The sequence below is a fragment of the Kitasatospora sp. NPDC048286 genome, assembly GCF_043201735.1.
Taxonomy (GTDB): domain Bacteria; phylum Actinomycetota; class Actinomycetes; order Streptomycetales; family Streptomycetaceae; genus Kitasatospora.
This window is the reverse complement of record NZ_JBICZE010000008.1, coordinates 98,051-110,393: the sequence shown is the minus strand read 5'-3', so window position 1 is coordinate 110,393 and position 12,343 is coordinate 98,051. Positions and strand designations below refer to the sequence as shown.

Sequence of the window (12,343 nt, the reverse complement as noted above, 5' to 3'; positions counted from 1 at the left end):
CCGGACCCCGCCGCCGCACCCCCTTGACCGAGAAGGAGCACCTCCGTGCCCGCCGACCTCACACCAGCCGACCTCACACCACCGGAAGCCGCCCGCTGGGCCGTCCGCGCCGGACTCGTCCTGCCCGCCGAACGCCATGCCGTGGTCGCCGCCGTCGCCGAACACATCCACCGCGTCGTGTCGGTCCTGCGTGAGCTGGACTTCGCGGACGTTCCGCCCGCCGCCGCCTACCACCCCGTCCAGGAGAAGCCCGATGCAGCCGTATGAACTGACCCTCACCGCGGCCGCAGAGGCGATCCACGCCCGCCGGCTGTCGCCCGTCGAACTGGTCGACTCCGTCCTCGAACGCCTGGAGACGGTCGACGGGCACCTTGGCGCCTACGTCACCGTCACCGCCGAACGGGCCCGGCGGGCCGCGCGCGAAGCCGAACACGACATCGCGCACGGCCGCCACCGCGGGCCCCTGCACGGCATCCCGATGGGCGTCAAGGACCTGATCGACGTCAACGGCACGCCCACCACGGCCAGTTCCCGGGTCCGCGCCGGCCACCGGGCGAGCGCCGACAGCACGGTCGCCGCACGCCTGGACGCCGCCGGCGCGATCCTGCTCGGCAAGACCCACACCCACGAGTTCGCCTTCGGCCTGACCACCCCGCAGACCCGCAACGCCTGGGACCGCGACCGGGTCGCCGGCGGCTCCAGTGGCGGCTCCGCGGTCGCCGTCGCCTCGGGCGCCGCGACCTTCGCCCTGGGCACCGACACCGGCGGATCCATCCGGGTCCCCGCCGCCCTCAACGGGGTCGTCGGCCTCAAGCCCACCTACGGCCTCGTCCCCCGGCACGGCGTCACCTCGCTGTCCTGGTCGCTGGACCACGTCGGCCCCATCACCCGCACCGTCGAGGACGCGGCCCTGGTCCTGACCGCGCTGGCCGGGCACGACCCGCGCGACCCCGCCTCGCTGTCCGTCCCCGTCACCGGCTACCGGCCCGACGCCTCGACGGACCTGACCGGGCTGCGGGTCGGCGCGCCGCGCACCTACTACTTCGACCACGTCCACCCGGAGGTGGAGACCGCTGTCCGCGACGCCATCGCCGCCATGGAGAGCCTCGGGGCACGGCTCGTCGAGGTCGACATCCCGATGACCCGCTACATCCAGGCCACCCAGTGGGGCCTGATGGTCCCCGAGGCCGGTGCCTACCACGAACGCGCCCTGCGCACCGTCCCCGAGCTCTACCAGGACGACGTGCGCGTCCTCCTGGAAGCCGGTGAACTCCTCGGCGCCGGCGACTACCTGCGCGCCCAGCGCTCCCGCACCCTCATGCGCGCCGCATGGGACCGGCTGTTCCAGGACGTCGACGTGATCGCCGCCCCGAGCGTCCCGCTCACCGCTGCCCCCGCGGGCCAAGCCGACGTCACCTGGCCCGACGGCACCGTCGAGTCCGTCTCCGACGCCTACGTACGCCTCAACGCCCCCGCCAACATCACCGGAGTCCCCGCCCTCACCGTCCCCGCCGGCCACGACGCCGCCGGCCTGCCGATCGGCCTCCAGCTCCTCGCCCGCCCGCTCGCCGAACCCACCCTCCTGCGCGTCGCCCACGCCCACGAACGGACCCGGCCGACCACCCGCCTCCCCGCCCCGACCCCCTGAACCACCGACAGGCGGCGGAAACCGGCTGTCCGCCCCAACCACGGTCAAACGAACGGCCAGAGCACGTTCCACACTCCAACGCCGGGAACCGGTACGACGGAGCGGACCGCACGAGTGGCGGCCGTTCCCCCACGGTCGCGGTCCCGGATCCGCACACGGCCGGCACCCGTCCCCGCCGCCGGTTGCGGCACGGCAGCGCTCCCTCGCGCCGAGGCGCGGCCCCGGTACCGCAACGGTGCTCACCGCGACGAGGCATCAGCTCCGCGGCCGCGGCCCCGTGTCGGGTAGCGGCTGATCCGGGCCCGGGTCGGTCGACGGACCCGGTAGTCGTCGGCGCCCAGCCACGTACGGGTGACATGTGCCCGGTTCCTGGGGTGCCGAGGGCCGGTGCCCGGCACTCTGCTGCTGTCCGGTCCGTAGACGGAGGGCGGCAGAAGTGGTCTTGGACCCGCATCGTCGGCTGGAACCGCGGTGCTTCCGTGGGCTGCGCGAGCCCGGCGCGGCGAGCCTGTCGGGGAACTCGAAGGAGACCGGCCCCAACCGCCGTACGGCCCGCGGGCGTTCGTGGCCGGACCGAGTGAATGCTCCCGGGTTTCCGCGGGCCGGGCCGCACGGCCCGCTCTCCGGAGGGGGCAGGCGACGCCGAGCAGAGGGCCGCACGACATGACGAACGACGACCGACCGCCGCGACCGGCGCCCGCCGCCCCTGCGGCGGTCCGGCTCGAAAGGCTGACGAAGACCTTCGACGGCGGCGTCCGTGCGGTCGACGGCGTGGACCTGGAGGTCGGCGAGGGCGAGTTCTTCGCACTCCTCGGCCCGTCGGGGTCCGGGAAGACCACGGTGCTGCGCATGATCGCGGGCTTCGAGGCCCCCACCTCCGGCCGGGTCCTGCTGGGCGGAACCGATGTCACCCGCCTGCCGTCGTTCGACCGGGACGTCAACACCGTGTTCCAGGACTACGCGCTCTTCCCGCACATGACGGTCGCGCAGAACGTGGGCTACGGCTTGATGGTCCGCCGGGTGCCCAGGGCCGAGCGGGCCCGGCGGGTGCGTGCCGCGCTCGCCGGGGTCCGGCTCGAAGGCTTCGAGCCGCGCCGGCCCTCCCAGCTCTCCGGCGGGCAGCGTCAGCGGGTGGCGCTGGCCAGAGCGCTGGTCAACCGCCCAAAGGTGCTGCTGCTCGACGAACCGCTCGGCGCCCTCGACCTGAAGCTCCGCCACGACGTGCAACTGGAACTCAAACAACTCCAGCGCGAGGTCGGGATCACCTTCGTCCTCGTCACCCACGACCAGGAGGAGGCCCTGACGATGAGCGACCGCCTCGCGGTGGTCAACGCGGGAAGGATCGAGCAGGTCGGGTCTCCGGCCGAGGTGTACGAGCGTCCCGCCACGGCCTTCGTCGCCGGCTTCGTCGGCACCTCCAACCTCCTGGACGGCCCGGTGGCCGAACAGGTCGTGGGGGAGGCCGGACCGTTCAGCATCCGACCGGAGAAGATCCGCCTGACGCGCCCGGACGACCCCGTCACCCCCGACGAGCTGTCGACGACCGGGCGCGTGGCCGACGTCCTCTACGCGGGCGGCCACACCAGATTCCTGATCGACCTGGAGGCCGGCGGTCGGCTGACCGCCGTACGGCAGAACGCCGAGGACGGCGCGGCCGCCGTCCTGCGTCACAGCGGCACCGACGTCGTACTGGCCTGGCAGCGCCGGCACATGGTCCGCGTCGCCGAGTAGCCCGCGGAGAACCGCTTCCCAACCCTCCCCCCGAAGATCGGACCTCGCGCATGCCCGTCCCCGCCCCGAAACGCACCTTCGCCCGCACGGTGACCGCGGTCGCGGCCGCCCTCCTCCTGATCGCAGGGTGCGCCGGCACCACCGGAACGAACTCCGCCCAGGGCCCGAACCCACCCGAACTGCCCGCGCTCCGATCCCTCGGCGCCGGCGAGGGCCAGGTGAACCTGATCGCCTGGGCCGGTTACGCCGAAGACGGTTCGGACGACCGCAACGTCGACTGGGTCCACCCCTTCGAGCAGCAGACCGGCTGCAAGGTCCACACGAAGATCGCCGGCACCTCGGACGAGATGGTCTCCCTGATGAAGACCGGCCAGTACGACACCGTCTCGGCGTCCGGCGACGCGACGCTCCGGCTGATCGCGGCCGGCGACGTCGCGCCCGTCAACACCGGCCTGGTGCCCAACTACGCGGACGTCTTCGAGAACCTGAAGAACCAGCCGTGGAACTCCGTGAACGGCCGGATGTACGGCATCCCGCACGGCCGCGGTGCCAACCTGCTGATGTACCGGACCGACAAGGTCTCACCGGCACCGGACTCGTGGCGCGCGGTCTTCGAGGACGCCCCGGCCTACGCCGGGCACGTCACCGCCTATGACTCCCCGATCTCCATCGCCGACGCGGCGCTGTACCTCATGAAGACCGAACCGGACCTGGGCATCAAGAACCCCTACGCCCTGGACGATGCCCAACTCAAGGCCGCCGTCGACCTGTTGAAGGCCCAGCACAAGGCGATCGGCGAGTACTGGAGCGACTACCAGAAGGCCGAGAACTCCTTCAAGACCGGCGACACGGTGATCGGAACCACCTGGCAGGTGATCGCCAACATGGCACAGGTCGACCAGGTGCCCGTCCGGGCGGTGCTCCCCAAGGAAGGCGCGACCGGCTGGTCCGACACCTGGATGGTGTCGGCGAAGGCCGCACACCCCAACTGCGCCTACCGGTGGATGGACTGGATCGTCTCGCCGGAGGCCAACGCCCGGGTCGCCGAATGGTTCGGCGAGGCCCCCGCCAACGCCAAGGCCTGCGACCACACATCCGACAAGGCCTTCTGCACCGTCTTCCACGCCTCCGACGACGCCTACTGGAGGAACGTCCACTCCTGGACCACACCCGTCAAGAACTGCCTGGACGGCCGCGGGGCGTCCTGCACCGACTACGCCGCCTGGACCGCCGCCTGGACCGGGATCAAGGGTTGACCGGTGGCGAACGACGTGACCGCCCCGCCACCGCGGCGGGGAGGCCTGCGGCGGACGGCCTCCGTCCTGCACCGGCACGCCGGGCTGCGGCTGACACTGCTGCTGGCGGCGCCGATGGCCTGGCTGGTGCTCGCCTACCTCGGCTCGCTCGCCGTCCTGCTCCTCTCTGCCTTCTGGACGGTCGACAGCTTCACCTACAACGTCGTCCGGGTCTGGGACACCACCAACTTCACCACCGTCCTCACCGACCCGGTCTACCGCACCATCGCACTGCGCACGCTCGCCATCGCCGCCGCGGTCACGGCGATCGATACCGCGGTGGCGTTCCCCATGGCCTTCGCCATGGCCCTGGTCGTCCGGCCGCGCACCCGCAGGCTCCTGGTGGTCGCCGTGCTGACCCCGCTCTGGGCCGGCTACCTGGTCAAGGCGTACGCCTGGCGGGTCGTCTTCAGCCGGGGCGGCATCCTCGACTGGCTCGGCAGCCCCTTCGGACTGACCAGCCCGGGGTACGGCACGGCGGCGATCGTCGTCGTCCTCTCCTACCTGTGGCTGCCCTACATGATCCTGCCGATCCTCGCCGGTCTGGAGAACCTGCCTCCCGGCCTCCTCGACGCCTCGGCCGACCTCGGCGCCTCCGCCGGGAGGACCTTCCGCTCGGTGGTCCTCCCACTGGTCAAGCCCTCGGTGCTCGCCGGATCCGTCCTCACGTTCTCCCTGAGCCTGGGGGACTACATCGCCGTGCGGATCGTCGGCGGCAGGACCCAGATGCTGGGCACGGCGATCGCCGACAACGTCACGCTCAACCTGCCGCTGGCCGCCGCCCTGTCCTGCGTACCGGTGGTGATCATCGTCGGCTACCTGCTCGCCGTGCGTCGCTCGGGCGCCCTGGACTCGCTGTGAGGGAACCGGACAGCCGTGATCCTCTCCCGCCGCACCCGGATCGTGCTGCGCGTGGCCATGATCGGCGGCCTCGCCGTCATCTACCTGCCACTGCTGCTGGTCCTCCTCAACTCGTTCAACCGAAACCGCTCCTTCGCCTGGCCCCCGGCCGGAATCACCACCGAGTGGTGGGTGCGCGCCTGGCAGTCCGACGGCGTCCGCCACGCACTCGTCGCCTCACTGCAGGCGGGAGCCGGGGCCACCCCGGTGGCACTGGTCCTGGGAACCATGACCGCCCTCGCCGTCCAGCGGTACCGGTTCTTCGGCCGGCGAGCAGTCTCCTTCCTCGTGATCCTCCCGATCGCGCTGCCCGGCATCGTCACCGGCATCGCTCTCAACGCAGCCTTCCGTACGGTGCTCGGTCCGGCCGGCATCGGGTTCGGCATGCTCACCGTCGTCATCGGGCACGCCACCTTCTGCATCGTCGTCGTCTTCAACAACGTCGTCGCCAGGCTGCGCCGGACCTCGCCCTCGGCCGAGGAGGCCTCGGCCGATCTGGGCGCACACACCTTCCAGACCTTCCGACACGTCACCTTCCCGGCCCTGCGGCCCGCACTCCTGGCGGGCGGAATCCTGGCCTTCGCGCTGTCCTTCGACGAGATCGTGGTGACCACGTTCACCGCCGGACCAGGCCTCCAGACCCTGCCCGTCTGGATCTACGCGAACCTGGCCCGGCCCAACCAGGCCCCGGTCGTCAACGTCGTGGCCGCCGTCCTGGTCCTGATCTCCGTCGTCCCGATCTACCTGGCCCAGCGGTTGTCCGCCGACGGACCCACCGCCGCGCCTTCCCTGCAGTCCCCATGACCGCCGGCGACACGCCGAGCAGGGCACCGCGTCCCCGACAGCAACCGCACACGCTCCCCGGCGCGGACCCACCGACCCGCCGACCTGTCGACCAGTCGGCCCGCCCACCCGCCGACCTTCCGCCCGGGGCCGCGGGCGCGTCACGAGGCGAGTATTCGGGCCAGCCGGGCGGCCTCCGTCCGCACGCGGCGGGGCGCGGTCGAGACGGTGAGGGCGTCGAGGGCGGGCAGAGCGGTCCGGATGCCGTCCGCCGCCGCGCATTCGGCGCCCAGTGCGAGGGCGTCCGCCAGTCCGCGCACACCCGGTTCCTCGGTGGCGAGCACGGAGATCAGGGCAGCGAGCACCTCCCAGACCGGTCGGCCCGCACCGCTGCGCGCGGCGTCGGCCAGGACGGGCAGGAACCGGTTCGGCTTGGCCGCCGTCAGCCGCCACAGCGCCGCGATCCACTGGCCGAGCACCTCGGGACGCAACCGCCCGCGCGCGTTCAGGACCAGCAGGGCGTCCAGCGCCACGGTGCGGTTCTCCGCACGGGCGGCCGTCAGCCCGTAAACGAGCGCCAGGTGGTAGACCGCCGCGGGCTCACCCGGGACCTCGGCGAGCCGGGGCAGCCAGGGGTTGAGGACGTGGTGGCCGGAGGAGTTCGTCCGGGACACCAGGGAGGGCAGGCCGTGTGCGGCGACGGTCTCCGGATGCCAGGGCGCCACCCAGGGCAGCTGGGCGAGCAGGCCGGGACGCGGTCCCATCATGCCGACGAACAGACCGGCTTCGGCCGGGTCGGGGAGGGCGTGGAGCAGACCGGTGACGCCTTCGGGAGCGGGTTCGGGGGCGCGGACGAACGGCGCGATACGGACGATCGTGTCGAGCACCCCGTACGGGGCGGCCCGCTCGACCTGGCCCGGCACCTGGATGTGGAAGGCGTCCGGCGTGGGCGGCGGGGTGTCGGCCGGCAGCTCGCAGCCGAGTTCGGCGGCGGCCGAACGGGCCGCCGCCGACGCGTGCGGGGGCAGCCGGAGCAGGGACTGGGCCAGGTCGGCGGGCCAGGGCACGGCCCCGGCGGCCCGGTGCGCCGCCAACCGCTCGGTGAACACCGCCGGATCGACGGCGCCGTCGGCGGCGGTCGGGGTGGCGAGCAGCAGCGGCACCGGTGCCTGCCCGATCCGGGCCGCGGCCTCCAGCACGCGCAGCACCGGGATGGTCCCCGGACTGCGGAGGTGAGCGGGCCACTCGAGCATCTCGGCGGCGTGCCGCGCTGCCGGGTGGCCGCGGCCGGTCAGGGCGTCGAGCAGACAGCCGAGCGCTTCCTCGAGGCGGTGGGCCTGCCAGACCGTGATCGGCTCGTCGCGCCGGCCCGCGGTGAGCGGAGCGAGGGCGGCGTGGAGAGCCGCGGCGTCACGGTGGTGCTCGGTGACGAGGGCGGCGAGGACCACCTCGAACTCGCCCGGGTCCGGCACCCGGTCGGCCGTCAGGGCCGCCAGCCGCTCGGCGAGGTCGAGCGGGCCGGCGGGTGCGGCAGGCAGCGCGACCTGGCTCACGAGCGGTTCGGCGGCGTGCGGTTCGGCGGCTTCCGCCACCCCTGGGGCCCGGATGGCCAGCAAACGGTGGGACTCGGGCCGCAGGGCCGGGCCGAGGGCGGCGGCGGCGCTGCGCACGGCCTCGGCGGTGGCCGGTGCGACGCCGGACAGGTGCTGGGCGGCGAGACGCAGGGCGCGCTCCTGGACGGCCGGAGCCGGGTGGGCGAAGGCCACGCCGACGGCGGGCAGCAGGCCGTCCGCCGTGGCGGGGTCGCGGCGCAGGGCGGCGGCGGCGCGGCTCAGCTGGGTGGTGGCGAGGGTCTTCTCCGGGCGGGCCAGGACGGTGGCCGTCAACTCGGTGAACACTTCGGCGGAGAGCCGGTCGTCGACGGGCACCAGCGCCGCCTGGGCGGCCTTGGCGGCGGTCGGTGCGCCGTCGGCGGCCAGCCGGACGTGATCGCGGGCCCGGGCGAGGACCTCCTCGGAGTCGAGCGCCAGCGCGGCGTACAGCTGGAGGAAACCTCGCAGGTTGCCGGGCCGGTCGCCGCGCAGGAGTTTTCCGAGGCAGAGGTCGATCAGCTCGGCGCGGTCGAGCACGCCCTCGCCCGCCAGAGCGGTGAGCGCCTTGGGCCATTCGTTGTCCGGCCCGAAGCGGGCGGCGTAGGGATCGGTGAACTCGGTGCCCACGTCCGGGACTTCGAACAGGCGGCGGACGAACTCGGCCAGCCTGGGCTGGGCGCGCAGCCAGGAGAGCAGGGTGTCGTGGTGCGGCACCGGCTCGCGCAGGCCCCGCAGGGCGAACCACTCGCCGATCTCGCGGTGGTACGGGTAGCGGATCGAGTCACCTTCGCGCAACCAGCCGATCACGTAGCCGTCGGTGACGGGGACTTCGGCGCCCGACCAGACGGCGAGGCCGTGGGTGATCAGCCACCGGTCGTGGCGGCCCCGCGCGGGCAGCCACTCGGCGAGCCGGACCGCGAGTTCGCGGTGGAACGCCTGATCCCGGTGCGGTGAGAGCAGGGCGGTCAGCAGGACGTGGTGGTCCGGGTTGGTGGAACCGCCGCCGGGCAGGGGCCAGGTGATGTCGAGGAGCGGGCGGGTCGTCAGCCACTCGAGGGCCTGGGCGGCAGTGGCGGCGGAGTGGATTCCGGCGAACTGGAGCGCGGCGAGCTGATCGTAGGCGGCGGAATACCGGGTCGTGTCGCCCGAGGAGAGCTCGCGCGAGAGCTCGGCGCGAAGCTTGCGCAGCGGAGCGCGCAGATGGCCCAGCTCGGCGGCGGGGACGGGGGAGAGCCGCTCGATGACCCCCTGCGGAACCCGCGCGGCGATGAGCGCGCGCACCTCCTCCCAGCTGATCGTCCCGCTCTCGGGATCCGTCACGATGCCCCTCCACCAGGTCTGATCGACGTTCGTGAACATAGCGCTCGCCACTGACAGCCGGGCGGGCGGCCGGGCTGCCCGGGGGTGTGACCGACGCTCCGAAGCCACCAGCCGGAACCGCCTGGCCGACCACCCCGTTCTCCCGTTCCTCACGGCTGACGGCCCGGGTGCCGTCGACACCTGCCGGACCGTCGGGCGGTCAGAGTGCGGCCTTCGGCTCCCGAACACCCCCTCGGGCGCGCCCGGCCGCCCGGAGCAGGCGCGACGGGAGGTAGGGCGACCGGACGTGGACGGCCCAGCCGCGGCTGCGGCGCGCGTGGCAGGCGAGACCGAGGACGTCGAGGCTGAGCGCGGCACCCGGGTAGGTGGCGCGGTCGGCGACGGAGTGGTGGTCACTGTGGGCTTCCAGGGCGTCCAGCAGGGCGAGGTTGAAGCTGGTCTCGTCACCCCGGACCAGCTGTGAGAAGAGGACGACCGGGGGCGGGAGGAAGCCGTGGCCCCTGGTTCGCTCCAGTTCCTCCAGGGCCCGCTCGGTGGCCGGGACCGGGTCGGCTCCGCGCAGGTGGTCGTGCAGGGCGGTGCGGTACGAGGCGAACGGGTAGCGGTCCTCGGCGGCGATCGCCGGACCGGCCAGCACGAGCGGTTCGAGGTCCTCGTAGCTGCCGGTGATCAGGGCGAAGGACAGGGCCCTCTCCCAGAAGGTCGGGCCGAAGTCCCTGTCCCGGCGGGCGGGGAAGCGCAGCATCCGCCCGTCGATCGTCACCTCGGCCTCGGTGCCCGGCTTGGCGAGGGCGACCCGGAACACGGCGGCCCCCAGCTGGGAGCCGAGCCGCAGGTCGGCGAGCAGGGCATCGGTGGCGTCGGCGGACTCCGAGGCGCGCGCCGACAGGAGGTGGCTCTGGTAGCGCAGGGCGCCCGTGAGCTCCCACGCGTCCAGCGGCTCGCCCTCCTTCGGGGTGATGGCCTCCAGGGTGAGCCGCTCGAACCGCGCCGCGCCGTCCGGGCTGAGCGGCCGGGCCGGGAACGGTCGGTCGAGGTCGACGGGCCCGGCGGCGAGCCGGGCCACGGCGTCGGGGCGCGGGTCGCGGCCCAGGGCCCGGACACGCGGGCCGGGGGTCTCGAAGCCGGTGACCAGGGCGTGGGGGAGGTAGTCGGTGTCGACCGCCGGGGTCCAGCCGTGGGTGCGGTACGCGAGAGCGGCGAGGGCGATCGGGACGAGCGGCAGGAGGCTCGCCGGTCCGGTGCCGTGCGGGCCGTCCTGGACGAGCGCGAGGAGGGCGGCGTCGAAGGCGTCGCGGTCCCCGTCGGTCAGGGCGCGCAGCGCGCGCAGACCAGGCTGCGGTTCGGTGGACGCGGCGGGGAGGCCGGCCTCCTCGAAGAAGTGCGCGACGAAGCCGTCGACGAGTTCGAGGGCGGGGGTGACCGGCTCGTCCGGCATCAACTGCCGTGCCCAGCTGAAGGCCTCGACGTGGACGGAGTCCTTGTCGGCGACGATCGCCAGGCAGAAGGCGTCGAGCCACTCCCGGGCGGTGACCCGGTGGCGGGGGTCGCGCTCCTGCCCGTACTCCGGGTCGTAACCCATCCCGAAGTTCGGGTAGTCGAGGAAGACGCTGAAGCGGTCGTGTGGGTAGTAGGCGGCGAAGGAGACGGCGCCGGCGGCGGCCTCGGCGGCGTCCGCGAGGACGGCCTTGGCCTCGGCGGAGTCCAGGTCCGGCCGGGTGGTGGAGAGCGCTCCGAGGTAGTCGAGGAAGGAGTCGGCGATCAGCTGCCACTCGGTCGTGGTCATCAGGCCGGCGCGGGAGTAGGAGTGGACCTGCCTGCCGATCCGGTTCACGAAGTCCTCGCGGGCCTGCGCCACCCGCTCCCCGTCCACCTGGTGACGTTCGATCCGCACGGTCCTGCCCCCTTGATCGTCGACTCGGACCCAGAGTAGGCAGCGGGTCGGACATCGCGGTCCGCCGGGGCCCGCAGCACACCGTCCCCCGTCCCCGCAGGTCTGGTCACGAGGGTGTGGGCCTGACAAGATCTCAGGCGCCAACAGGCCGGAACGATCGGGAGGATCAAGGATGCGCATGCCCGGACTGAGACGGTTTTTGTCCCGCCGACTGGCGGTGGCCGCGCTGCTGCTGGGAGGTCTGACCCTGGCCGGTGCGCCGGTCGCGCAGGCGGCCGCGCAGACGGTCGGTTCGCCGGCCGCGCGGACGGCCGGGGCGGTGCAGGCCGTGCGGACCGCGCCGCAGGCCGGCGGGACGACGACGATCTGTGGCTACACCCCGGTGCCCACCGGCTGGGTGATCGTCAGCGAGCAGTGGTCCGGCTGCAGCGGCTACGGGCTCTTCACCATCGCCGACGCCTCGGCCCTGACCTCGGTCCAGGCCTGCTCGAACGGGCCGATACCCGCCGGCTGGGTGATCACCGCGATGCAGAGCGGCGCCGGCACCTGCGGGAGCTACCCGCTGTACTCGCTGCTGAAGGTCACCGACCAGACCGTCCTCCAGGACTGCGGGCAGTCCCCGATCCCGCCGGGCTGGGTGATCACGGCGATCCAGACCGTCTCCCCGGCCTGCGGCACCTACGGCACCTACACCCTCGTGCCGCTGGGCGACCGGACCTCCGTCCAGGCCTGCGGCAACTGGCCGGTTCCGGCGGGCTGGGTGATCACCGCGATGCAGAACGGCGCGGGCTGTGGCAGCTACCCGCTGTATTCGCTGTTGAAGGTCACCACCCAGACCAGCCTCCAGGACTGCGGACAGTCCGCCGTCCCGGCCGGCTGGGTGATCACCGCGATCCAGACCACCTCCGCCGCCTGTGGCACCTACGGGACGTACACCATCGTCCAGTTGACGAACCAGACGAGCATCCAGGCCTGCGGCAACTCCCCGGTTCCGGCGGGCTGGGTGATCACGGCGATGCAGAACGGCGCGGGCTGTGGCAGCTACCCGCTGTATTCGCTGTTGAAGGTCACCACCCAGAGCACCCTCCAGGACTGCGGACAGTCCGCCGTCCCGGCCGGCTGGGTGATCACCGCGATCCAGACCACCTCCGCCGCCTGTGGCACCTACGGGACGTACACC

Annotated in this window: 9 protein-coding genes; 7 read left to right on the top strand and 2 right to left on the bottom strand. The window is 73.2% G+C overall.

The window, feature by feature from the left end:
- The first annotated feature begins 45 nt into the window (after positions 1 to 45).
- The 6 genes from ACGF13_RS20600 to ACGF13_RS20575 all read left to right on the top strand — a co-directional run bounded on the left by ACGF13_RS20600 (position 46) and on the right by ACGF13_RS20575 (position 6,378).
- Positions 46 to 267, top strand: coding sequence for a hypothetical protein (locus ACGF13_RS20600; RefSeq protein WP_392877066.1), 222 nt, complete (start codon positions 46 to 48; stop codon positions 265 to 267).
- Positions 254 to 1,648, top strand: coding sequence for an amidase (locus ACGF13_RS20595; protein ID WP_392877065.1), 1,395 nt, complete (start codon positions 254 to 256; stop codon positions 1,646 to 1,648). The genes ACGF13_RS20600 and ACGF13_RS20595 overlap by 14 nt, the downstream gene beginning before the upstream one ends.
- 663 nt (positions 1,649 to 2,311) lie before the next feature.
- Positions 2,312 to 3,379 (top strand): ABC transporter ATP-binding protein, encoded by a 1,068-nt coding sequence (locus ACGF13_RS20590; protein WP_392877063.1) that lies wholly within the window; start codon positions 2,312 to 2,314, stop codon positions 3,377 to 3,379.
- A 50-nt stretch (positions 3,380 to 3,429) separates the two neighbouring features.
- Complete coding sequence (locus ACGF13_RS20585) at positions 3,430 to 4,635, top strand: ABC transporter substrate-binding protein (protein WP_392877061.1); 1,206 nt, start codon at positions 3,430 to 3,432, stop codon at positions 4,633 to 4,635.
- A 3-nt stretch (positions 4,636 to 4,638) separates the two neighbouring features.
- Positions 4,639 to 5,535, top strand: a complete 897-nt coding sequence (locus ACGF13_RS20580) for an ABC transporter permease (RefSeq protein ID WP_392877059.1) — start codon at positions 4,639 to 4,641, stop codon at positions 5,533 to 5,535.
- A 57-nt stretch (positions 5,536 to 5,592) separates the two neighbouring features.
- Complete coding sequence (locus ACGF13_RS20575) at positions 5,593 to 6,378, top strand: ABC transporter permease (protein ID WP_392877587.1); 786 nt, start codon at positions 5,593 to 5,595, stop codon at positions 6,376 to 6,378.
- Positions 6,379 to 6,518: 140 nt separating this feature from the next.
- On the opposite strand, the gene ACGF13_RS20570 is transcribed toward ACGF13_RS20575, so the two are convergent.
- Positions 6,519 to 9,269: a DUF6493 family protein gene (locus ACGF13_RS20570; RefSeq protein ID WP_392877057.1), complete on the bottom strand. Its 2,751-nt coding sequence runs from the start codon at positions 9,267 to 9,269 to the stop codon at positions 6,519 to 6,521.
- Between the two features lie 199 nt (positions 9,270 to 9,468).
- Entirely contained in the window at positions 9,469 to 11,163 is a 1,695-nt protein-coding gene (locus tag ACGF13_RS20565; RefSeq protein ID WP_392877055.1) for an immunity 49 family protein, read from the bottom strand.
- Between the two features lie 178 nt (positions 11,164 to 11,341).
- Between ACGF13_RS20565 and ACGF13_RS20560 the strand changes: the two genes are divergently transcribed.
- The coding region (locus ACGF13_RS20560; protein WP_392877053.1) for a hypothetical protein at positions 11,342 to 12,343 on the top strand (1,002 nt) is incomplete at its 3' end.